The sequence below is a fragment of the Pseudactinotalea terrae genome, from assembly GCF_009733845.1.
GTDB lineage: Bacteria > Actinomycetota > Actinomycetes > Actinomycetales > Beutenbergiaceae > Pseudactinotalea > Pseudactinotalea terrae.
This window is the reverse complement of record NZ_WNXZ01000004.1, coordinates 292,894-316,274: the sequence shown is the minus strand read 5'-3', so window position 1 is coordinate 316,274 and position 23,381 is coordinate 292,894. Positions and strand designations below refer to the sequence as shown.

The following is a 23,381-nucleotide window of genomic DNA, read 5'->3' as shown; positions in this document are numbered from 1 at the left end:
CCCGTCTCGACGTCGGCGGAGCGTGGCGATGAACGAGGTCCTCGTGGTCGGCGGGACAGCAGGCGGGGTGTGTGCCGCCGTGGCGGCCGCCCACGGCGGTGCGGCCGTCACGCTCGTCGCCGACGGCCGCCACCTCGGCGGCATGATGTCGGGCGGGCTGGGGTACACCGACGTCGGCGACGTCCGCGCGCTCGGCGGGCTGGCCGCGCGCTTCCGGCAGTCGATCGCCGAGCACTACCGCGTTCCGGTCGGGCGGTACGCGGGCCCGGAGCCCCACGTCGCCGAGGCGATCTTCGTGTCGTGGCTGGAGCAAGCCGGCGTCGAGGTGGTTCTCGATGCGTCCGTCGCGCAGGTTCGGCGCGAGGGCACCTGGGTGACCGAGGTGGTGCTGAGCGACGGCACTGTCGCGAGCCCCGCCGTCGTCATCGATGCCACCTACGAGGGCGACGTGCTCGCGCTGGCCGGCGCCACGACGCGCATCGGGCGAGAGTCGCGCAGCAGCCACGGCGAGCAGCTCGCGGGCCGGCGTGAGATCCGACCCGGGCGGCACTCGATGCCCTGGGGCGTCGACCCGTTCGACGACGGCGGGACGCCGATCGCGCAGCTCTCGCCTCGACCGATGGTCGAGGTGGGCGAGGGCGACGGCGAGGTGATGTCCTACGGGTATCGGCTGTGCCTGACCAGGGCCGCCGATCGCGTCGAGATCACCGAGCCGGAGGGGTATGACCCGGCCTACTGGGAGGTCGCGCGCCGGGCGATCGCTCGCCTCGGCGAACGCCCCGCAGGCTGGTTCCTCGGGCTGGAGGAGAACCTTCCCGGCGGCAAGTGCGACGCGAACTCGCTCGGCCCCACCTCGCTCAGCGTCCTCGACGGCACCGCCCGGGGCTGGGCCGAGGCCACGCCGCTCGAGCGTGAGCACATCCGCGCGCACCACGAGCGGCACGCGCGCTCCTTCCTGTGGTTCCTGCGACACGACCCCACCGTGCCGCGGAGCGTGCGCCAGGAGATCGCGCGCTGGGGCTACGCGGCTGACGAGTTCGCCGACACGGCTCACCTGCCGCACCAGCTCTACGTCCGGGAGGCGCGCCGGCTCGTCGGCGAGACCGTGCTGACCGAGCAGGACCTCCGCGCCGGGGCCGTGCCGGCGGACACCGTGGCGCTCGGCTCCTACCACCTCGACATCCGCGAGGTGCAGCGCAGCTGGGTGACCGCGTGGGAGCACCCCGACCCCGAGCACCATGTCGTCAACGAGGGATACCTCTCGGTCGCGGTCCCGATCTACGGCATCGGCTACTCCTCGTTGCTGCCGCGACGAGAGGAGCTGAGCAACGTCCTCGCCGCCGTGTGCGTCTCGGCCTCGCACGTGGCGTTCTCCTCGATCCGGATGGAGCCGCAATACCAGATGCTCGGCGAGGCAGCGGGCACGGCTGCGGCGCTCGCCCTCCGCACCGACCGGCGGTTGCACGATCTCGACGTGACAGCGCTCCAGGAGCACCTGCGCTCCCATGGAGCAGTCCTGGCCCCGCCGCCCTGACCGGTTCTACACCGACTCGCTGGCTTCGTCGTGGCTGCGAACAGGAGGTTCTGCCCGGAATGGAGCCGCGATCCGGGCAGCACCCCCTGGTCGGCGGAGAGAACCGGGGCGGGGGAACGCGACATTGCCCGGCTCGACCCTCCGGCGGGAATGGACTGCCGACGTGGCGCGAGAGTCACCGAGTTCGGCCGACCGCGCCGCCGGTTGAGTTCGGCGCACCCGTGTGGGAACGTTGTCAGCAGGAGGTGCACGATGACGACACTCGAGGCGATCGCCCGCCCGTCCGGCGGCTTGGCGATGGTGGCGATGGACCAGCGCGAGAGCTTGCGGCACATGTTCGACCAGGCCGGGGCCGGTCGACCGGAGGACGAGGTGCTCGTGCGCTTCAAGCGCGACGTGGCCGGCGCGCTCGGTGACCTGGGCTCGGCGTTCCTCGTCGACCGCGATCTCGGCGGGCTCGACATCCTTGCCGACGGCCTGCTGCCGCCCAGCTGCGGCTTCATCCTCGCGGCCGACGCGCTCGAGCAGCAGCCCGGCGGGCCGGTCGAGGAGACCGGTCTCGATGAGGGCGCCCTCCAGGCGATCCGTGAGGGCGTCGACGCGATCAAGCTGCTGCTGATCTGGCGCCGCGACGAGCGGCGAGCGCAGCGCGTCGAGCTCGCCCGGCGCTTCATCGACGCCGCCCGCGAGCACGGCGTGCTCTCGGTGCTCGAGCCGGTCGTGCGCGCCACCCCCGCCGAGCTCGACGACGGCAGCTGGGATCTCGACGTCGCTATCCGTGAGGCTGCCGCCGAGCTCAGCCCGCTCCGGCCCTCGCTCACCAAGGTGCAGGTGCCGCTCGCCGGCGCGGGTGACGCCAGCGAGCAGCAGCGAGCGAGCGAGGAGCTCGCCCGGGTGATCACAGGACCGTGGGTGGTGCTCTCGCAAGGCGTCCCGCAGGACCGGTTCGCCGCGGCCGTCGAGGCAGCCTGCCGTGCCGGCGCGAGCGGCTTCCTCGCGGGCAGGGCGCTGTGGAGCGACGTCGTCGGTGCACCCGACGTCCCTGCCGCGCTCGCCGAGCGCTCGCGCCCGCGACTCGAGCGACTCGTGGAGATCGTCGACACCTACGCCCGCCCCTGGCACGAGGCGTGAGATCGATGCGCATCGGCTTCGTCCACACGGTCCCCGCCCTCGCCGCCGCGTTCGAGCGCGACCTGCAGGAGCAGGTGCCGGGCGCCGTCGCGGTCCACGTGGTCGACGCCGACCTGCTCGCCCACGCCCGGCGCACCGGGGTCGACGAGGCCGTCGTCGACCGGCTCGCCTCGCACATCCGCCACCTCCGTGAGGACGCGGTGGACGCCGTGCTGGTCACCTGCTCGACCCTGGGCGACGCGACCGAGCGCGCCGGATCCGGTGAGGGCGCTCCGGTCGTTCGGGTCGACGCGGCGATGGCCGAGCACGCCGTGGCTCTCGCTCAGGAGCGCGCGGCCGACCGGCCGCGCGTGACCGTGCTCGCGACTGTGGCCGCCACCATGGGGCCCACCACCGGCATCCTGCACCGCGCCGCGGCGGCCCGCGAGATCGAGATCGAGATCGACGTCCACGTGCTGGGCGAGGCGCTGGCCGCCCGCGAGTCCGGCGACCAGGCCCGCCACGACGCGCTGATCGCTGAGGCGGTGGTGCAGGCGGCGGTGAGCGCCGACGTCATCGTGCTGGCCCAGGCCTCGATGGCCGAGGCCGCCGCAGCCGCCGCGACCGACGTGCCGATCCTCACCTCGCCGGCCTCGGCTCTCGGCCGTGTCATCGAGGTCGCCAGAGGTCAGCGATGAGCGCACGCGGCGTCGGCCTGCTGACCTACGCCGACCGCCTCGGCGGCGATCTCACGGGTCTGCACGGGCTGCTGGACGGACCGCTCGCCGACTTCTCCGGCGTCCACGTGCTGCCGTTCTACACACCGTTCGACGGCGACGACGCCGGCTTCGACCCCATCGACCACACCTCGGTCGATCCTCGCCTGGGCACCTGGACCGACGTCGCCGCGATCGCGTCCGGCCGCGAGGTCGTCGCCGACATCATCGTCAACCACGTCTCCTCGTCCTCGGCCGAGTTCCTCGACTGGTGCGCCCGCGGAGAGGCGAGCCCCTACGACGGGATGTTCCTCACGCTCGACACCGTGCTGCCCGACGGTGCCGACGAGGCGTCGCTCACCGCGTTCTACCGCCCTCGGCCGGGGCTGCCGCTCACCCCGGTGGCAGTGGCCGGCCGGCGCCGGATCGTGTGGACCACCTTCGAGCCCACGCAGATCGACCTCGACCTGCACCACCCCGCGGCGCTCGCCTACCTCGACCGGGTGGTGGCGGCGCTCGTGAGCGGCGGCGTGCACGTGGTCCGGCTCGATGCGGTCGGCTACGCGATCAAGACCCCCGGCTCGGCGTCGTTCATGACGGCCGCGACGCTCGAGTACGTCGCTGCCCTGACCGCCCGGCTGCGGGCAGCCGGCCTGCGGGTGCTCGTCGAGGTGCACGCGCACCACTCGCTGCAGCAGCAGATCGCCCCGCTCGTGGATCTCGTCTACGACTTCGCGCTGCCGCCGCTGCTGCTGCACGGGCTGGGCACGGGCGATGTCGAGCCGCTGCTGCGCTGGCTGGAGATCCGCCCCGAGAACGCGATCACCGTGCTCGACACGCACGACGGGATCGGGGTCATCGACGCCGGCCCCGCGGCCGACCGACCTGGGCTGATCGACCACGAGCAGATGCGCGGCATCTTCGAGCGCGCCGCGCGCGCCACGGCCGGGCACAGCGCGATCGCCTCGGTGGTGCCGCAGTGGGCGGAGCTGCCCCACCAGATCAACACGACCTTCCCCAGCGTGCTCGACGACGACGCCGCCTACCTGCTGTGCCGTGCGGTGCAGCTGTTCCTGCCCGGCGAGCCGCAGATCTACTACGTCGGACTGCTCGACGGGCGTGACGACGTCGAGCGGTTCCGCGCCACCGGGGTAGGCCGGGAGGTCAACCGGCACCGCTACGAGCCCGCCGAGGTCAGGGAAGCGCTCGCGCGGCCGGTCCCGCAGGCCATCCTGGGGCTGGTCCGGCTGCGCCGCGACCATCCCGCGTTCGCCGGTCGGTTCAGCTGGACCCGCACGGGGCCGGCAGCGCTGCGCCTGACCTGGGCGGACGACGACGGCGCCGCTCGCCTCGATCTCGATGCTGACCTGGGCGGGGCCTCCTTCGCGATACGCAGCACCCGCGGCGGAGCCAGCGCCGTCGCCACCACAGCCCTCGAGCTCGCCACGATCGCCTGAGGCACCCGCGCGCACGATCCGACGGGGCGCGCGCCCGACACACACGGCGCGTAGTGGCGCTCACCCCCCAGTACATGGGATCGTTGTCACTCAGGGAGGACGGATGTCAAGACGGCGGCATCCATCGGGACCGGCAGCGAGCGCCCGACCGGCGCGGCTCAGTCCCGGTGCACGCGAGCTCCGGCGAGCCCAACGGGCCACTGGGGGCGGCTGCCCCGTGAACGAGACCATTCGCCTTCGCCTGCGCCCGCGCGGCGCCGCGACGTCGAGCGCGGGCGCCGTCCATCTTCCTCACAACTGGTCTTCCTAGTGTCATCCACCTCAGATCCGACGACGGCGCTCCCGGAGCCCCTGACCTGGCTGCCTGCACCCGACCTCGTGGTGCGCACGGCCGACTACCAGGCGCGCGTTCCCGGCGGTGTCGAGAGGCTGCGAGCGCGGCCGTACATCGAGATCGCCGACCCCGACGGCCGGCGCTGGTTGCAGCTCTGCCTGATCGCGAGCGCCGAGACCGCGATCTCGCGTGACGAGACATGGCAGATCGAGCACGCGAGTGTTGAGCAGGAGGCCGGTGACGTTGTCGTCCGCCTCGACGCCGCGAGCACCGCCTGGCGGCGCAAGCAGGTCGAGCTCCGCCTCACCCCGACCGGCGTCGAGCTCCGCCTGCACGTCGAGGGCAGCGGCCGGCTCGGGAAGGTCACCCTGCTGGGCGGCCACGCCGCCCTGCCCACCGGGGCCTCGGGGACCTTCCGGACCGGGTTCGAGGCGGGCTCGCTCGCGGTCCCGGTACCCACCGAGCCCGTGGCGTTCATCCGGTCGCCGCACGCACCCGCGCAGCTCGGCGTGGTGGGCGACGCCGACCCGGGCCGGCTGCACGGCATCTTCTCCCCGCCGCCGTTCGTGCTCACGCTCGGCCGCGGCGAGGCGACCTCCGCGACGGCGCCACCGCCCGGCGACTGGCTCGGACTCCACCTGCGAGCCGCGCCCACGGCGTGCGGGTTCACCCAGCTGCGGTGGCTCCCGCTCGACGGCGGTGCGGTCATCGAGCTGGACCACGAGCTGCAGACCGTGGTCGACGGCGCCTGGTCCTCCCCCACCCTCGCGATCGGCCCCGCGCTGGACCCGACGGCGGCGGTCCGCGATCACGGTGACGACCTGATGGCCCACGGGCTGGCGCCCGCAGGGCCGCCCCGTGCCCGGCAGGACTGGTGGCACGAGCCGCTCTTCTGCGGCTGGGGTGCCCAGGTCGAGCGCGGCGATGCCGCCCGGCAGTCCGCCCGAGCCGGCTACGACGAGTGGCTGGCCATCCTCGCCGAGGCCGGGCTCGAGCCGGGAACGGTGGTGGTCGACGATCGCTGGGAGTCGGTCTACGGCTCGGGCATCCCCGATCCGGAACGCTGGCCTGACATGCGCGCATGGATCGCCGAGCAGCACCGCCAGGGCCGGCGGGTGCTGCTCTGGTGGAAGTGCTGGGACCCCTCCGCCGCTCCCGTCGCGGAGTGCATCACCACCCCGGCCGGCGACCCGATCGCCGTCGACCCGGCCAGCCCCAGGTACCGGGCGCGGTTGCGCGACCTGGTGTCCGCGATGCTCGGGCCTGACGGCCTGGACGCCGACGGCTTCAAGGTCGACTTCAGCCAGCGCGCCCCCAGCGGCGCCACGCTCCGACGCGCGCCCGATGCCGACACCGACGCCTGGGGCGTGGCGGCGCTGCACCTGCTGCTGCGCGAGCTCTACGACGCGGCGGCCGCCGTCAAGCCCGACTCGCTCGTGGTGACGCACGCCGTGCACCCCGGTTTCGGCGACTGCGCAGACATGATCCGCACCAACGACGTCCTCGAGCGAGACCTCCGCGGCGAGCCGGTCGCCGTCGCCGACCAGCTGCGCTCGAGGGTCGCGATCGTGCGCGCCAGCCTGCCGACGCACCTGATCGACACCGATCAGTGGCCGATGCCGAGCCGCGCCGAGTGGCTCGCGTACGCCGACGCCCAGGTGGATCTCGGCGTGCCGGCGCTCTACTACGTCGAGGCGGTCCAGGGCGAGCCGGTCACGGAGCAGGATCTGCGCCGCGTCGCGGCCGGGTGGCACCGCTACCGGGAGCAGGTGGGCTCATGATCGAGATCGCCGACGGCGTGTACCGGGTACCCGACACCGCTCACGTCTACCTGATCCGCAGCGAGACCGACCCGCGCGCGGGGATCTGCATCGACTTCGGCTCGGGCGAGGTGCTCGACCACCTGGCCGAGGTCGGCATCGACCGCATCACCGACGTGCTGATGACCCATCATCACCGGGACCAGGGCCAGGGCCTGCCGCGCGCGGTCGAGCACGGTGCCCGGATCCACGTGCCCCCGGTCGAGGTCGAGCTGTTCTCCGCCGTCGAGGAGATGTGGCAGACGCGCCAGCTCGACAACGACTACAACCTCCGGCAGGACTGGTTCTCGCTGACCGCCTCCGTGCCGGTGGCCAGCACGGTCCCCGAGTACCGCACCGCGGACTTCGGCGGGGTCGCCATCACCACGGTGCCCACGCCTGGCCACACGGTCGGGTCCGTGTCCTACCTGCTGGACCGGGACGGCCGTCGCCTCGCCTTCTCCGGCGACCTCATCTACGCCCCCGGCAAGGTGTGGTCGCTCGCCGCCACCCAGTGGACCTACAGCGGGCGCGAGGGCCCGAGCTACCTGGCGGTCAGCGCGGTGCTGCTCGCACGCCGCGCTCCCGATCTGCTGCTGCCCTCGCACGGCGAGCCGATGGCGGACCCGCAGGCTGCTCTGGCCTTGCTGGCGGAGCGGATCGGCGAGTACGCCGACAGCCGCAGCGAGCACGACTACGACGGGCTGGCCAAGCTCGACGACCCGTTCGTCGCGATCACCGACCATCTGCTGCTCAACACCTCCTCGTGGATGTCGTCGAGCTACGTGCTGCTCTCGGGCACCGGCGAGGCACTGCTGATCGACTACGGCTACGACATGTTCTTCGGGACCGCCTGGGGCAACGACCGGGCCTCCCGGCGCCCCTGGCTGGAGTCGCTGCCCGCCCTGCGCGAGCGGTACGGGGTCACCCGGATCAGCGTGGCCGTGCCCACGCACTACCACGACGACCACGTGGCCGGCATGCCGCTGCTGCGCGACGTCGAGGGCACCGAGCTGTGGATGCCCGCCTCGGTGGCCGACATCCTCGCCGACCCGTGGGCGCACGACCTGCCGTGCCAGTGGTACGACCCGATCCCCGCCGACCGGGTGCTCCCGGACGACGGCACGTTCACGTGGAACGAGTACACGATCGGCGTCCACCCCCAACCGGGCCACACGCTGTACGCCGTGGCCTACAGCGTCAGCGTGGACGGTATCGACGTCGTCTTCACCGGCGACCAGCAGGAAGGCGTGGGCGGTCCGGACGGTGCGCGCGGCACCCACGGCCGGGACGTCCTCAACTACCAGTACCGCAACCGCTTCCGGATCGGCGACTACGTCGCGTCCGCCCAGCTCTACCGCCGCCTCGCTCCCGGGCTGCTCGCGAGCGGCCACTGGCAACCACGTACCGTCACCGCCGCGTACCTCGACTACCTCAGCGAGGAGGCTGACGCGCTCGACGCCAGGCACCGGGAGCTGCTGCCGCTGGAGGACCTGGACCTCGGTGCCGACAGCGCAGCAGTCCGGCTCAGCCCGTACCGCGCCGCCATCCTCGAGGGCGAGGTACTGGCGATCACCGTGCACGTCCGCAACCCTTACCCTGAGTGGGCCGCCATCCTGGTGCGCCTCGTGCCGCCGGCAGGATGGCGAGTCGTCGAAGGCGAGCAGAAGCTCGAGCTCGACGGTCAGGACGACGGGGAGGCGGTGCTCACGGTCGTCGCCACGACCGCGGGGCGCAGGCAACCGGTCGCGGTCGACGTCACGATCGGCGACCTGAGGCTCGGGCAGCATGCCCACGTCGTCGTCGATGTCCAGGAGGCAACCGCGTGAACACCCACAGCAACACCCTGCGCCGGGCGACGATCAAAGAGGTCGCCGAGGCGGCCGGCGTGTCACGGTCGACGGCGTCGCGCGCGCTCTCCGGGACCGGTTACGTCGCGGAGAACGTGCGCTCGCGGGTCCGCCAGGCCGCCAAGGAGCTCGGCTATGTGGTCGACGCGACGGCACGCAGCCTCAAGCAGCAGTCGAGCCGGCTGATCGGTGTGCTGGTCAGCGACCTGCGGAACGCCTTCTACTCGGCGTTCGCCGCCGGCGCGGCGCACGCCTGCCGATCCGAGGGCTACACGATGGTGCTACTCGACGACCGCGGTCACGGCGACGAGGAGACCTCGGCGGCCGAGACCTTCGTCGCGCTTCGGGTCGCGGGGGTCGTGGGGACGCCCGTGTCCGCCACGCTGTCCGAGTACCTCGGGCGGCACCGGATCCCGCTGGTCGAGGCGGACCGGCGCTTCTCCGAGGCAAGCGTGTCGGCGGTCGTCGTCGACAACCGGGCGGCCGCGCGAGCCACGACCGAGCACCTGCTCGCCCTCGGGCACCGCAGGATCGCGCTGCTGCTCGACGAGACCGCCTGGACCACCGGCCGCGAGCGTGCCGCCGGGTACGCCGACGCGTTGCGCGCCGCGGGCCACGACGTCGACCCGACCCTGACGGTGCCGACGGGCTGGGACGTCGACGCGGCCTCGGCGGCCTCGCGCACGCTGCTGCAGCGGGACGACGCCCCGACGGCGGTCTTCGCGGCCAACAACCTGCTCGCCGAGGGCGCCTGGCGCGCCGCCGCCGATCTCGGGATCTCGATCCCCGACCAGCTCTCGCTCGTGGCGTTCGACGACGCCCCCTGGATGTCGATGGTGAAGCCGGGGATCACCGCGGTCTCCCAGGACGCGGAGGCGGTCGGAGCGGCTGCCGTGGCATCCCTCATCGCCGAGCTGCGCGGCACCCAGCGCGCACCTCGCACGGTCACCATCCCGACCCGGATGATCCACCGCGGTTCGACCGCGATCGCGACTCGCCGCTGAGCTGAGCGGCCCGCGCTCGGAGGTTGACCACGGTCGACCCTGTCCCTACGATGTGGGAACGATGTCATAGCGCTGGGGTGTGACGACGAGGGACGAGATGAATCACGAGATCGCCGTGCTGGCACTGGACATCGGGGGCACCAAGCTCGCCGCCGGCGTCGTCGATGACGCCGGCGCCCTGCTCGCCCATCTTGTCGAGCCGACCGACCGCGAGCGTGGCCAGGATGACGTGATCATGCGGATGCTGGCTCTCGGCGATCAGGCGGTTGAGGCGTCCGGGCGCACGATCGAGGCTGTCGGGATCTCGAGCGGGGGCCCGTTGGACTCGAGGAGCGGGATCCTGCACGCACCGCTTCACCTGCCCGGCTGGCATGAGGTCCCGATCGCGCAGATCGCCTCGGAGCACTACCAGGTGCCCGCCGTCGTTGAGAACGATGCCACCTTGGGGATGCTCGGTGAGCATGCCTTCGGAGCAGCACGCGGAGCCACGACCGCCCTGTACCTGACGATCTCGACCGGGGTCGGCGGCGGCGCCGTCATCCACGGTCGGCTGCACCGTGGCGCCACCGGCAACGGCGGCGAGTTCGGACACATCACCGTGCGCCCCGGCGGCCGGCTCTGCAGCTGCGGCCGCCGAGGCTGCCTCGAGGCCTACGCCTCCGGCACCTCGATCGCCGAGCGTGCGCGGGAGGCGATCACCAGCGAGCCGAGCAGCCTCACCGCCCTGCCGCTCCCCCGCGCCGAGGACGTCGTCGCGCACGCGGCAGCCGGCGACCAGGTGGCGGTTCGTCTCTGGGACGAGACGACCGCGCTGCTCGCCCAAGGCGTCACCGACCTGGTGAACGCCTTCGAACCCGAGGTGGTGGTGCTCGGCGGTGGCGTCACACGCGCGGGCGCGGTCCTCCTGGACCCGGTCCGCGACGCCGTCGCCACCACCGCCATGGACCCGATCGCTCAGACCTGCCGGGTCGTGCTCGCCGAGCTCGGCGACGCCGTGTGCGTCGTCGGCGCCGGAGCACGCGCCCACGAGATCCTCAAGGAGACCCGACGTGCCCCAGCCTGACCACGTGCCCACCTGGATGACATCCCAGCTCGCCGAGCACCGCGAGGTGGCGGCTTCGATGACCGATCTGCTGCCGGCGGCCGTGGCGGTCGCCGAGCGCCTGATCGAGGCGTACCGGGGCACCGGGGTGCTGTACACGCTGGGCAACGGCGGCAGCGCGGCGGACGCGCAGCACCTGTCCGGCGAGCTGATCGGCCACTACCGGCGCGATCGCCGCCCGTTGCCCGCGGTCACGCTGACCACGGACGCGACCGTGAGCACCTGCATCGCCAACGACTACAGCTTCGACGAGGTGTTCAGCCGGCAGGTGCGCGCGCTCGCGCGGCCCGGTGACGTGGTGGCCGCCTTCACGACGAGCGGCCGCAGCGCCAACGTCGTCGAGGCGTTGCGTGCCGCGCAGGCCAACGGCGCGACCACGGTGCTGTTCGGGGGCGGCGACGGCGGCCCCGCGGCCTCGTACGCCGACCTCACGCTCATCGTCCCGTCCGACCAGACGCCCAGGATCCAAGAGATGCACACCTTCCTGCTGCACGTGATCTCCGAGATGCTGGATGCATGGGCGGAGCAGGAGGCGACGGCGTGAGCGCGGGCACGGGCATGAGGGCACCACTGTCGAACGCACCCTCGGGTGCGCAGCCGCCGGGGCTGCCGCCGGACGTGCGGCCGGCCGCCACCCCCGAGCGCACCCTGCACATGATCGGCAACGCCCACCTCGACCCGGTGTGGCTGTGGCCGTGGCAGGAGGGGTACGCCGAGGCGCGCGCGACCTTCGCCTCCGCCATCCAGCGGATGGAGGAGTACCCCGACTTCGTCTTCACGTGCGACCAGATCGTGCTGCTCTCCTGGGTCGAGGAGTCGGACCCCGAGCTGTTCGAACGGATCCGCGAGCGGGTCGCCGAGGGCCGCTGGGTCAACGTCGGCGGCTGGTGGGTGGAGCCGGACTGCAACATGCCGATGGGTGAGTCGTTCGCCCGCCAGGGGCTCGTGGGCCAGCGCTACCTGGACTCCCGCTTCGGGAAGATGGCCGACGTCGGGATGAACGTCGACCCGTTCGGTCACCACGCGATGCTGCCGCAGATCCTGCGCCAGCAGCGCATGGACGCCTACACGTTCATGCGGCCCGGCCCTCACGAGGCCGACGGCTCAGCCCACACGTTGTTCTGGTGGGAGTCGCCCGACGGCTCGCGCGTGCTCGCCTACCGGATCCCGTTCGAGTACTGCAGCCCGCCCGGAGACGTCTCGGGGCAGACCGAGAAGGCGATCGCCCAGCTCGACAGGGGTCTCGGCGAGGCGATGGTGTTCTACGGCGTCGGCAACCATGGTGGCGGCCCCACCAAGGCGAACATCGACTCGATCCACCGGTACGACCGGATGGGCTCCTTCGGAAGGATGCGGATGTCACACCCGCGCGCGTACTTCGACGAGATGACCGCCCGGGGCGAGCAGTTCCTCGACTCGCTGCCGGTGCGGCGCGACGACCTGCAGCACCATGCGCCGGGTTGCTACTCGGCGCACTCGGGCATCAAGGCGTGGCAGCGCAAGGCGCAGCAGACGCTTCTCTCGGCCGAGCGGTGGGCGGCGGTGGTCGCGTTCCACGACGGTCTCGACTATCCGCGCGGCGAGCTCGAGCATGCCTGGAAGCAGGTGCTGTTCAACCAGTTCCACGACGTGCTGCCGGGCTCGGCGATCGAGTCCGCCTACGACGACGCCCGCGACCAGCTCGGTGAGGCGATCGCGATCTCCAAGCGGATCATCACGCGCGCCCACAACGTGCTCTCGCGCCAGATCCCGATCCCGCTCGTCGAGGGCACGCAGCCGGTGCTGGTCTTCAACCCGCACCCCTGGCCGGTCAGCGCCGACATCGAGCTGCAGTACGGCGTGCAGCCCACCGGGGTGCACCTGGTCCCTGAGGACGACGGCGTGCAGGTGCCATCCCAGACCACCCAGTCCGTGGCGACGACCTCCGACAAGGGACGAGGCGCCGTCGTCTTCCGCGCCGAGGTGCCCGCACTGGGCTACCGGACCTACCGGATGCGCTCCGGACCGGGCGCGCCGCCGCCGACCGGGCCGCTGACGGTCACCGAGACCCTGCTCGAGAACGAGCACCTGCGGATCGAGCTCGACCCGGCCACCGGTGACGTGGCATCGCTGCTCGACAAGCGCGCCGGCATCGACGTCGTCGGGCGACCCGAGGGTGCGCACACCCAGGTGTGCGAGGACCCGACCGACACCTGGGGCCACCGCGTGATCTCCTACGCGTGGGAGGGCGCCCCGATGCAGCTCGACCGCATCGTGGTGCGCGAGGAAGGGCCGTTGGGAGCACGCGTGCGGATCGAGCGCAGCTGGGGTGCGTCCCGGCTGATCGAGGAGCTGTTCCTCGGGCACGACGCGACGACGCTGCGGGTGGACGTCACGCTCGACTGGCGCGAGCAGGCGCACCTGCTCAAGCTGCGCTTCCCCACCGCGCTCACCGATCCTCGCGCGACCTACGAGATCCCCTACGGCGAGCTCGAGCGAGGCGTCGACGGCGCCGAGGAACCCGCCCAGACCTGGGTCGACCTGACCGGCACGGTCGAGGGCGCGGCGGCCGGGCTCACCGTGATCGCGACCAACAAGCACGGCTGGGACGTCTCGCCGGACGCCTCGATCGGGATCACGGCCGTGCGCAGCCCCGTGTACTCCTGGCACGACCCGCGGCTGCTCGACCCCGAGGGCCTGTATGCGTTCCAGGACCAGGGCGCGCAGCGCTTCAGCTACGTGATGGCCCCGCACGCGGGCGACCACCACGAGGGCGAGCCGACCCGCCGCGGCCTCGAGCTCGGGCACGCGCCGCGCGCGATGCTCGAGTCCTCGCACGAGGGTCACCTGCCGCTCAGCCACTCCTTCGCCGACGACGGCGGCTCACCGGTCATGGTGACCGCCGTCAAGGGTTCCGAGGACGTCAGCGAGGAGGGTGAGACCGAGCTGATCGTGCGCGCGGTCGAGACCCGCGGCGTCGCGACCCGGGCGAGCATCGCCGTCCCGCTGCTGGACCGCACGATCGAGGCCGACTGGGGGCCCTACCAGGTGCGCACGTTCCGGGTGCCGCGCGAGGGCGAACCGGTGGAGGTCGACCTGCTCGAGCTGCCGCTGTCGTGACCGCGCCACCGGCACTGCAGGTCGAGATCCTCGATGCCGACCCGGCGGCGTTCGAGCTCGCGCAGACCTGGCGCGAGACCACGAACGGCTGGGACGTCGAGGTCGAGGTGACGGCGCTGCGTGCGGTGAGCGCCGCCGTCCGGCTCTCGGTCGCACTGCCCTCGACCGACCCGCACGTGCTCGTGCCCGGTGCCTTCTACGGCGAGAACAGGCCTGCGGGCAACGATCGGACCTTCCCGCGGTTCGAGCTCGGGGCGGGCTCCGCCGTCGACCACGAGGGCCTGGTCAGCGACGAGTGGCACCTCCGGGTCGACCGGGCCGCGGCTCCGCTGGTGATGGCGTGGACCGGGCCGGGCGAGGGTGGCCTGGCCCTCGCGACCGAGGAGGTCGGCGACCTCGGCGAGCAGTCGCTCGGCTTCGCCGCGCGGGGCGGGTTGGTGAGCCTGTCGGTGACCGCCCCGCTGCGGGAGTTCCCGGTGCGCTACCTGGGTGACGGCACCCCGCACGAGCCCGAGGTCCGCCGTCACGCGTTCGCGGCCGGCGAGCGGGTCCGGCTGCGGGCACGGCTCTACCCGATCGGCTCCGACCGGCACGACTACGACCGGCTGCTGCGGCAGCTGCACACCGGGGTCGAGCCGCCGGCGCCGTGGGTCGACCTGCCGGAGGCCGCAGCGATCGCGGCCGAGGGTCTGGTGAGGTGGCACTTCGACCCGGACCCGGGGGTGCTGCTGGAGACCGTCGGCTTCGACCGGGGCATCGGGGGCAACGACGGCAAGCCGGTGGACCGGCAGGCGATGCACGTCGGCTGGGTGAGCGGGATCCCGTGGGCGTACGCACTGCTGGCCCACGCGGCGCGCACGGGTGACGGCGACGCCGAACGGGCGGCGCGTGCGGTGATCGACTTCTGCTGCGCCGAGCTCTCGCCCTCGGGCACCTTCTGGGGTGTCTGGTACCGCGGCCGGGGCTGGACGCAGAGCTGGTCGCCGCTGCCGCGCGGGCTGCACGGCCGCACGCTCGGCGAGGCGACCGACTTCCTGCTGCGGGCGCTCGAGCTGCACGAGGTGCCTGCGTGGCGCGCGGCAGCACGATCGAACCTCGACGCCATGGTCGAGCGGCAGCGGGGCGACGGCAACCTCGGGCTCGTGCACCACGCCGAGAGCGGGGAGGTGCTGTCGTGGGCGGGCTCGGCGTCGCTCGCGTGGGTGCCGGCACTGCTGCGAGCGCGGGAGTGGGACGAGCGGTACCTGCCCGCAGCGGTGCGGGCAGGCGAGTTCTACGCGCGGTTCGTCGAGGAGGAGCTGCTGCACGGCGCGCCCGAGGACGTCGACCTCGCCCCCACCAGCGAGGACGGGTACGTCGCCGTGATGGCCTACATGGCGCTGCATCGCGCGACCGGGGAGCAGCAGTGGCTCGACCTCGCGCGCCGGGCCGCGGAGTGGACGTTCACGTTCCGTTACACCTACGACGTGACCTTCGGGCCGCGCACACCGCTCGGCGTCTACGGGTTCCGGACCACCGGCGCCGACCAGGCGAGCTCCTCGAACCAGCACGTGCACGCGTACGGCCTGGTGTGCACCGAGGAGCTGCTGGAGCTGAGCGATCGCACCGGTGACGACTGGTACCGCCGGCGCGCCCTCGAGACCCTCGCCTGCTTCCGGCAGCTGCTGCCCGTGCGCGACGGCGACCTCAACTCCTACCGCGGCATGATCCCCGAGCGGTACTACCAGACCGACTGCTTCCAGCCGAAGGGCATGGTGCTCGGGCTCTCGCACGCGTGGAGCGCCGGCGTGCTGCTGCTCGGGTGCGAGCAGGCGATCGCGCGCGGGCTCAGCTGAGGCTGTCCACAGGTGCACGCCGATGCACCGCCGTCCACAGCAGGGGTGCCCGACGGCGGTGCGCCCGCGCGTAGCCACGTCACCCTGGCGGCATGCGGACCCGGTTGAGACAGCTGACGACGCTGCTGGTGCTCGCCGCGCTCGCGACCGCCGTGGTGTGCGTGGTGCCGTTGTGGTGGGCTCGGGTGCGGCCGGTCCCGGCCACACCTGTCGACGCCGCCAGGGTGTCGGCGGCGCGGGCTGCGCTGCAGGCCGTGCGGGTCACCGAGCCGCTGCCGCTCGAGGGCTACCAGCGGGAGTTCTTCGGGCAGCCGTGGGCCGATGTCGACGGCAACGGCTGCGACACCCGGAACGACGTGCTGGCGGCGTGGCTGACCGATATCGCCGCCGACCCGACCCGGCCGTGCCTGATCGCGTCGGGGACGCTGCGCGACCCGTACACCGGGCACCTCGTCGACTTCGTCCGGGGGCCGGAGACCAGCGCCGAGGTGCAGATCGACCACGTGGTGGCGCTGGCGGACGCGTGGCGCAAGGGTGCCGCCGACTGGCCGGCCGACCTCGCGCTCGCCTTCGCCAACGACCCGGCGAACCTCGTGCCGACCGAGGCCGCGGTCAACCAGGACAAGAGCGCAGCCGACGCGGCCGGCTGGCTGCCGCCGAACCAGGGCTTCCACTGCGCCTACGCGGTGCAGCAGGTCCTGGTGAAGTCGAGCTACGGGATCGGCGTCACCAGCGAGGAGGTCGCGGCGCTCTCGAACGCTCTCGCACGCTGCCCGCCGCAGCCCGCTGCTGCCGGGCTGTCAGCCCTGGGCGTTAATGTCACGAGCGACACCCGGGCCCACCCGGTGAGCACGACGACCAGAGGAAGGAGCGGCCGTGTTCGCACTCGACGACGACATCGTCATCTCGGCCACCGACCTCACCGTCGCGCTCACCTGCGAGTACGCGCTGCTGCGCCGCGTGGACGAGGTCCTTGAGCGCGCGCCCCGGCTGGTGACCGAGAACGCGATGCGCGATCGTGCGGCCGCCCTCGGCGATGTCCACGAGGAGCGCGTGCTCGAGATGTTGCGCGAGCGGTTCGGTGCGGGTGTCCTCGAGATCGAGCCGGTCGCGGAGTGGACCCGCGAGGAGCTGCGGCGCCAGCACGATGCCACGATCGCCGCGCTGGTCTCCGGCGCGCCCGTGGTCGCCCAGGGCGGGTTCTTCGACGGCCAGTTCCACGGCCGCGCCGACTTCCTCGTCCGCGAAGGCGAGGATGAGGCCGGCCGGCCGAGATACGCCGTCGTCGATGCCAAGCTCGCCCGCCGCGCGAAGGGCACGGCGATCCTGCAGGTGGCCGCCTACGCCGATCAGCTGCTGCGGGCGGGCGTGCCGGTCACGCCGCTGACCCACCTGCACCTCGGCAACGACGCCGTCACCGACCACAGCACGCGTGACAGCCTCGCCGTGCTCGGCGAGGTGCGCTCGCGGGTCGATGTCCTCCTCGAGCAGCACGCCGCGGGCGAGCACCAGGTCGCCTGGGGCGATGACCGGATCACCGCCTGCGGGTGGTGCGACTACTGCGCCGATGCGATCGACGCAGCGCGTGACGTCCGGCTCGTCTGGGGTCTGCGCGCCCGCACGCGCGAGGCCCTGCGCGCCGCGGGGATCACCACGATCGACGCGCTCGCCGACTCCGAGGGGAGCCTCGAGGGCGTCAACCCGGCCGCGCTCGAGCGGTACCGGACGCAGGCCCGGATGCAGGTGGCCCAGGAACGGGCGGAGGCGGCCGGGACCACCCCGGCGATCTCGGCACGCGTGCACTCGCTCGCCCCCCTGGACGCGTTGCCGGCACCCGACCCCGGGGACCTGTTCTTCGACTTCGAGGGCGACCCGATGTGGGTCGACGACAACCGCGACGAGTGGGGGCTCGAGTACCTGTTCGGGATCCTCGAGAACCCCCACCAGGCCGCCCCCGAGGGCAGATACGTCACGTTCTGGGCGCACGACCGGCCCTCGGAGAAGCAGGCGCTGCTCGACTTCCTCGACTACCTCCGGGAGCGGCGCGCCGAGCATCCGGGCATGCACGTCTACCACTACGCGTTCTACGAGCCCGCCGCCCTCCGGGCGCTCGGCGCGCGGCACCGCGTGCCACGCGAGGAGATCGAGGATGCGCTCGAGACCTTCGTCGACCTGTACGAGACCGTCAAGCGAGGCGTGCACGTCTCGCAACGGTCGTACTCGATCAAGAAGCTCGAGCCCTTCTACATGGGCGAGCACCTGCGCGACGTCGACGGCGTGACCGACGGCGGCGCCTCGGTGGTGGCGTATGCGGAGGCCACGGCGCTGCGCGATGCGGGCGATGTCGCCGGCTGGCAGGAGCGGCTCCAGGCGCTCGCGGAGTACAACCGGTACGACTGCGAGTCCACGCTGAGGCTGCGGAACTGGCTGCTGGACCTCCGCGACGAGGCGCACCGGGAGGGCCTGCAGGAGGCGGTCGCCCATGCGGTGGCAGCCCTCGGCGGCGACCCGCTGATGGAGCTCGACGCGGTCGAAGAGCCGGCCCTGCTGCCGGAGCCCGAGCGCGGGGTGCGGCTGCGGGAGAACGACGTGCTGGCCCGGCGGGTGCGCGCGCGCAGCGAGGACAACCCCGATCCGGCGCTGCCGCTGCTCGCCGCGGCGCTCACCTACCACCGCAACGAGGACGAGCCGTTCTGGAAGGCGCACCGGGCACGCCTCGACGCCGGGGCACCGGACTGGTTCGACGAGCGCGACGTTCTCGACGTCCACCACGCCGAGGCCGGTCCCTGGGAGCTGGGGCCGACCGGGCGGTGGCGACGCAAGCTAGCGCTCGAGGGCCGGCTCGGCGCCGGCAGCTCGATCGACGCGGGCGCCGAGGTGTTCTGCGTGTACCGGCCGCCGCTGCCGCACGGGATGAGCGCCCGCGCCGGTCAGGCCCGCGCCACCAGCTATGCCGCGCTGCTCTCCCGTGCGCGTACCGAGAGCGGCCTCGACGTGCTCGAGGTCCGGGAGCGGCTGGACCAGGATGTGCAGCCCCATTCGCTGATGCCGATGCTCGTGGCGCCCGGCGCACCGCCGCGCACCAGCACCCTCGTCGAGGCGATCGGCGCCGTGGCGCGCGGCGTCCTCGGTGACAGCGAGCCCGTCGCCGGCGCTGCGCTCGACCTGCTGCGGCGCACCCCACCCCGCCAGAAGGGCGGGCGGCTGCCTGCCGATGTCACGGCGGCGCTGCTCGACTCCGACGACTCCTACGTGGCCGTGCAGGGCCCACCCGGGACCGGGAAGACGATGCTCGGCGCGGAGGTGGTGGCCCGGCTGGTCCGCGAGCACGGCTGGCGGGTCGGCGTCGTGGCGGCGTCCCACACCGTGGTGGAGCACATGCTCGAGAGGGTGCTGGCGGCGGGTGTCCCGGCCGAGCTGGTGGCCAAGCGAGGTGGCGGCGGCGACTGGCGCCGACTCAGCGGAACCGGCCACCTCGACTTCGTGAACGGTTCCGAGGGCGGCTGCGTGCTCGGCGGCACCACGTGGGACTTCGCGAACCGCAACCGGGTGCCGGTGGCTTCGCTCGACCTGCTGGTGATCGAGGAGGCCGGTCAGTACGCGTTGGCCAACACGCTCGCAGCAGGGACGGCAGCCCGCCGGCTGCTGCTGCTCGGTGACCCGCAGCAGCTCCCGCAGGTGAGCCAGGGCCGCCACCCCGCGCCCGTCGATCGATCCGCACTGGGCTGGTTGATGGACGGTGCTGACGTGCTGCCCGCCCACCGGGGCTTCTTCCTCGACCGCACCTGGCGGATGCATCCCGAGCTGTGCACCGCCGTGTCCGAGCTGTCCTACGCCGGCCGCCTCCACAGCGCCCCGCCCGCGGCGGCGCGCTCCCTGGAGGGCTTCGCGCCCGGCGTGCACGAGGTGCTCGTGGAGCACCACGGCAACCTCGCGCGCTCGCCCGAGGAAGCAGCCGCGGTCGTGGCCCAGATCCAAGGACTGCTCGGGCGTGCGTGGACCGACGAGCGTGGGCAACGGCCGCTGACCCAACGCGACGTGATCGTGGTCGCCGCCTACAACGCGCAGGTCCAGACCATCCGCGAGCAGCTCGACGCCGCGGGCCTCACGGCGGTGCCTGTCGGCACGGTCGACCGGTTCCAGGGACAGGAGGCGGCGGTCGTGGTGCTGTCGCTGGCCGCGTCCACCGCGCGCGAGGCCGCCCGCGGGCTCCGCTTCCTGCTCGATCGCAACCGCATCAACGTCGCGCTCTCGCGCGGCCAGTGGGCCGCTGTGATCGTCCGCTCCCCCGCGCTGACCCGCACCATGCCCACCGCACCCCGCGAGCTCGCCGATCTCGCGGCGTTTCTCCGGATCGGTGAACACGCCTCCCGCGAGGTGCGAGCGCCTATCGTGTGATGAGGCGTGAGGAGCCATCATGACCGGGGACCGCACCACCGACAACGAGCTCGTTGAGATCTACCTCAGCGATCACGCCGCCGCAGCGCGCGCCATGATCGGCCGGCTCCGGCGGATGGCCGACAGCTACGACGGCGAGCTGGCCGCCGTGACGGCACAGCTGGCCGAGGCACTGACCCGGGAGCGTGACTGGATCCTCGAGGTGATGGCCTCGGACGGGCTGTCGGTGAGCCGGTGGAAGGCCACCGCCACCACGCTCGGGGAGCTCGTCGGCCGGCTCAAGCTCAACGGCCGCCTGTTCCAGACCTCACCGCTGACGCCGCTGCTCGAGCTCGAGCTCCTCGCATCAGGCTTGCGCGGCAAGCGGTCGGGCTGGCGAACCATGCGCGAGTGGGCGGTCGAGCTCGAGCTCGACACCGACCAGCTCACCCGCTGGCAGGCCGACGTCGAGGAGCAGATCGAGCAGGTCGAGGCGCTTCTCGCGAAGCAGCGGCTCACGGCGTTCAAGCCGCGCTGACGGCGTCCTGTCGACCCGCGCGGCGCATGAGCAGGTAGATCAGCACACCCACCACCAGCAGAGCGCCGCCCAGCGTCCACACCGGCAACGCCTGCTGCGTCGCGAGCACCACACAGCTGACGATGCCGAGGACAGGGATGACCACCGGGACACGGAAGTGCTCGTGCTCCACCCGGTCCTTGCGGAGCACGAGCGCGGCACCGTTCGTCGACAGGAACACGACCAGCAGGAACAGCACCACGGTCTCGGCCAGCAGCTGCAGCGTGCCGAAGACCGCCAGCACGGCCGACAGCCCGGTGGTGACCGCGATCGCGACCCACGGCGTCCGGCGACCGGGCAGCAACCGTGCGAGTACGGCAGGGAGGAGCCGCTGCTCCGCCATGCCGTACGCGAGCCGCGAGCTCATGATCGAGGTGAGCAGGGCTCCGTTGGCTATCGCGACCAGGGCCACCAGCGCGAACAACCAGCCGGGGATCTGCACACCGGAGGCGCCCAGCACGTCGAGCAGCGGTGCCGAGGAGTCGCTGAGCTCCTCGGGGGCCAGCAGCGAGGAGGAGCCGACCGCGATGAGCAGGTAGATCGCACCGGCGGCGGCGAGCGAGCCGAACAGCGCACGCGGATAGACCTTGCTGATGTCCTTGACCTCCTCGGCGACGTTGGCCGAGGTCTCGAACCCGACGAAGCTGTAGAACGCGAGCAGCGCCGCGCCGAGAAGGGCGAAGACGGGCCCGTCGACCGGGGGTTCGGTCAGGCGTCCGAGATCGCCCAGACCGCCGGCCAGCGCGACCGCCGACACCACCACGACGAGCACCAGCCCGCTGACCTCGATCGCGGTCATCACGACATTCGAGCCGACCGACTCCTTGATGCCGCGCAGGTTCACGGCTGCGATCAGGAGCAGGAACACCGGCGCCACCAGCGCCACCGGCAGCGCGACCAGCTCGGTGAGGTAGTCGCCCGCGAACGCGACCGCCAACCCCGCCACCGAGACGATGCCGGCGCACAGCATGCAGTAGCCGACAAGGAAGGCCACGATGGGCCGCCGGTACGCGCGCTTGGCGAACACAGCCGCACCGCCGGCCTTCGGGTACTTGGTGACCAGCTCGGCGTACGAGCCGGCGGTCAGCAATGCCATCCCGAGCGCGATCAGCACCGGCACCCAGGTCATCCCGCCGGCCTCCCCGGCGAGCTCACCCATCAGCGCGTAGACACCTGCGCCCAGCACGTCGCCGAGGATGAACACGAACAGCAGCCCGCCGGTGATGCCGCGGCGGAGCGTGACCTTCCCGGCGTCGGCCATGTCAGAGCCTCACCGGCCGGATGACAGCGGCATCGAGCCGTTCTCGGGTGGCTCGCACCAGCGACAGCTCATCGGGCGCCAGGGCGGCATCGAGGCGTTGGTGCGCTCCGAGGAAGGTGGGCGGCAGCCCCGGCACGGTCCAGGGCCGGAGGATCTCGAGGAGCTGGGCGGCCACGGCCTGGGCGGCAGCCGGGTCGGCACCGGGCGGCAACGGCAGGATCGCGCTCAGCAGCCACCGGGCGCCCGCGAGCGTCGTCACGCTGCCGCGGCGTTCCACGTCGAGCGCACCACCGAGCAGCCTGGCCCCGAGCAGCACGGCCGGTCGGCCGGCCTCGCTGCCGTGCCAGGCGAGCACGGCGTCGATCGCCTCGTCGGGCAGCTCGGCGAGGGCGACGCCCACGGTGGCGCTGGCGCCCGCATCACGGGGGTCCTGCGTGATCGCCGGGATCTCCGCGACATCGATCGGTCCGAAGGCGCTGGCCGTGGCGCCCCCGACGATGCCCGGGTCGAGCACCCCGAGATCGCCGTCGAGGCTCAGTGCCTGCACGGCGAACCAGCTGCGCCCGCGGATCGCCTCGGGCAGGAACGGCAGGTCGGGCATACGCACCGAGCTGAGGAAGATGTTGAGAGAGGCCGGGACATCGGCGTCGCGCACGGCGCGCCACGTCGCCGGCCCGGCCTCGGTCGGGAAGGTGGCGGTACCGGCGGCGAGCGCTGGCGCGCGCACGAGATCGACCTCGACCGCCGTCACGATCCCGACGAGGCCGCCTGCCCCGCGCAGCACACGCATGAGATCGGCGTCGCTCTCGTCGTCGACCCAGCCGTGCTCGCCGCTCGGTCGCAGCAGCTCGACCCGCCTCACCGTCTGGGCGGAGAGCCCGACCTGTCGCGCGAGCCAGCCGTGGCCGCCGCCGAGCACGAGCGGCACCAGCGACACGTCGGCGCTGGTACCGATGGCCGGCACCAGACCCGTGCCGGCCAGTCGCGTCAGCAGCGCCTCCGACGTCACGCCGGCCCCGACGACCGCTGTCGCGGTCGCCTCGTCGACCTCGATCCGGTCGAATGCACCGAGGCGGACGAGGATCGACCCGGTGAGATCCTCGCTGGCGCCATGGCCGTGTGCCTGGGTGGCGACGGTGAGACCGGCCGCGCGCGCAGCATCGAGCACCGCACGCAGGTCGTCGACCGAGGTGGCGTCGACCACGGCGGCGGGATTCTGCTGCACGGCGAGCTGATGAGCCTGGCTGTGCTTCCCGAAGTCGGGATCGCCCGGTCGGAGCACACGGCCGCGGATGCTGGCGAGGTCGGGTTCGCTCATTCCCGAAA

The 23,381-nt window shown here is 72.7% G+C and carries 16 protein-coding genes; 14 read left to right on the top strand and 2 right to left on the bottom strand.

The annotated features are described in order from the left end of the window. Nucleotides 1–28 precede the first annotated feature (28 nt). From GPA03_RS15195 to GPA03_RS15130, 14 genes are all read left to right on the top strand, one after another. Complete coding sequence (locus tag GPA03_RS15195; protein WP_241681324.1) at nucleotides 29–1,534, top strand: FAD-dependent oxidoreductase; 1,506 nt, start codon at nucleotides 29–31, stop codon at nucleotides 1,532–1,534. 252 nt (nucleotides 1,535–1,786) lie between these two features. After that, nucleotides 1,787–2,665 carry a hypothetical protein gene (locus GPA03_RS15190; protein ID WP_156252866.1) on the top strand — a complete coding sequence of 293 codons (879 nt, stop codon included), beginning with the start codon at nucleotides 1,787–1,789 and terminating at the stop codon, nucleotides 2,663–2,665. Between the two features lie 5 nt (nucleotides 2,666–2,670). After that, nucleotides 2,671–3,342 carry an aspartate/glutamate racemase family protein gene (locus GPA03_RS15185; RefSeq protein ID WP_156252865.1) on the top strand — a complete coding sequence of 224 codons (672 nt, stop codon included), beginning with the start codon at nucleotides 2,671–2,673 and terminating at the stop codon, nucleotides 3,340–3,342. Beyond that, entirely contained in the window at nucleotides 3,339–4,817 is a 1,479-nt protein-coding gene (locus tag GPA03_RS15180; protein WP_156252864.1) for an alpha-amylase family protein, read from the top strand. The genes GPA03_RS15185 and GPA03_RS15180 overlap by 4 nt, the downstream gene beginning before the upstream one ends. A 309-nt stretch (nucleotides 4,818–5,126) precedes the next feature. Further along, nucleotides 5,127–6,932, top strand: a complete 1,806-nt coding sequence (locus GPA03_RS15175; protein WP_156252863.1) for a hypothetical protein — start codon at nucleotides 5,127–5,129, stop codon at nucleotides 6,930–6,932. After that, nucleotides 6,929–8,779 carry an MBL fold metallo-hydrolase gene (locus GPA03_RS15170; protein WP_156252862.1) on the top strand — a complete coding sequence of 617 codons (1,851 nt, stop codon included), beginning with the start codon at nucleotides 6,929–6,931 and terminating at the stop codon, nucleotides 8,777–8,779. Before GPA03_RS15175 ends, GPA03_RS15170 begins: the two co-directional genes overlap by 4 nt. Next, a complete protein-coding gene (locus tag GPA03_RS15165; protein ID WP_156252861.1) occupies nucleotides 8,776–9,804 on the top strand; it encodes a LacI family DNA-binding transcriptional regulator in 1,029 nt (342 codons plus the stop codon). The genes GPA03_RS15170 and GPA03_RS15165 overlap by 4 nt, the downstream gene beginning before the upstream one ends. A 97-nt stretch (nucleotides 9,805–9,901) precedes the next feature. Then, the gene (locus GPA03_RS15160; protein ID WP_156252860.1) at nucleotides 9,902–10,867 is read left to right on the top strand and encodes an ROK family protein; all 966 of its coding nucleotides are present in this window, start codon (nucleotides 9,902–9,904) and stop codon (nucleotides 10,865–10,867) included. After that, nucleotides 10,854–11,450, top strand: a complete 597-nt coding sequence (locus tag GPA03_RS15155) for a D-sedoheptulose-7-phosphate isomerase (protein WP_241681323.1) — start codon at nucleotides 10,854–10,856, stop codon at nucleotides 11,448–11,450. The genes GPA03_RS15160 and GPA03_RS15155 overlap by 14 nt, the downstream gene beginning before the upstream one ends. Then, nucleotides 11,423–14,005: an alpha-mannosidase gene (locus GPA03_RS15150; RefSeq protein WP_156252859.1), complete on the top strand. Its 2,583-nt coding sequence runs from the start codon at nucleotides 11,423–11,425 to the stop codon at nucleotides 14,003–14,005. Before GPA03_RS15155 ends, GPA03_RS15150 begins: the two co-directional genes overlap by 28 nt. Further along, nucleotides 14,002–15,840 (top strand): glycoside hydrolase family protein, encoded by a 1,839-nt coding sequence (locus tag GPA03_RS15145; protein WP_156252858.1) that lies wholly within the window; start codon nucleotides 14,002–14,004, stop codon nucleotides 15,838–15,840. The genes GPA03_RS15150 and GPA03_RS15145 overlap by 4 nt, the downstream gene beginning before the upstream one ends. A 92-nt stretch (nucleotides 15,841–15,932) precedes the next feature. Next, nucleotides 15,933–16,817, top strand: a complete 885-nt coding sequence (locus GPA03_RS15140; RefSeq protein WP_156252857.1) for an HNH endonuclease family protein — start codon at nucleotides 15,933–15,935, stop codon at nucleotides 16,815–16,817. After that, nucleotides 16,717–20,238: a TM0106 family RecB-like putative nuclease gene (locus GPA03_RS15135; RefSeq protein ID WP_156252856.1), complete on the top strand. Its 3,522-nt coding sequence runs from the start codon at nucleotides 16,717–16,719 to the stop codon at nucleotides 20,236–20,238. Before GPA03_RS15140 ends, GPA03_RS15135 begins: the two co-directional genes overlap by 101 nt. Nucleotides 20,239–20,257: 19 nt before the next feature. Next, entirely contained in the window at nucleotides 20,258–20,755 is a 498-nt protein-coding gene (locus tag GPA03_RS15130; protein WP_156252855.1) for a hypothetical protein, read from the top strand. On the opposite strand, the gene GPA03_RS15125 is transcribed toward GPA03_RS15130, so the two are convergent. Then, a complete protein-coding gene (locus tag GPA03_RS15125) occupies nucleotides 20,742–22,055 on the bottom strand; it encodes an APC family permease (RefSeq protein ID WP_156252854.1) in 1,314 nt (437 codons plus the stop codon). The two genes, GPA03_RS15130 and GPA03_RS15125, sit on opposite strands and share 14 nt — an antisense overlap. Nucleotide 22,056: 1 nt before the next feature. Beyond that, entirely contained in the window at nucleotides 22,057–23,373 is a 1,317-nt protein-coding gene (locus tag GPA03_RS15120; RefSeq protein WP_156252853.1) for an FAD-binding oxidoreductase, read from the bottom strand. Nucleotides 23,374–23,381 lie beyond the last annotated feature (8 nt).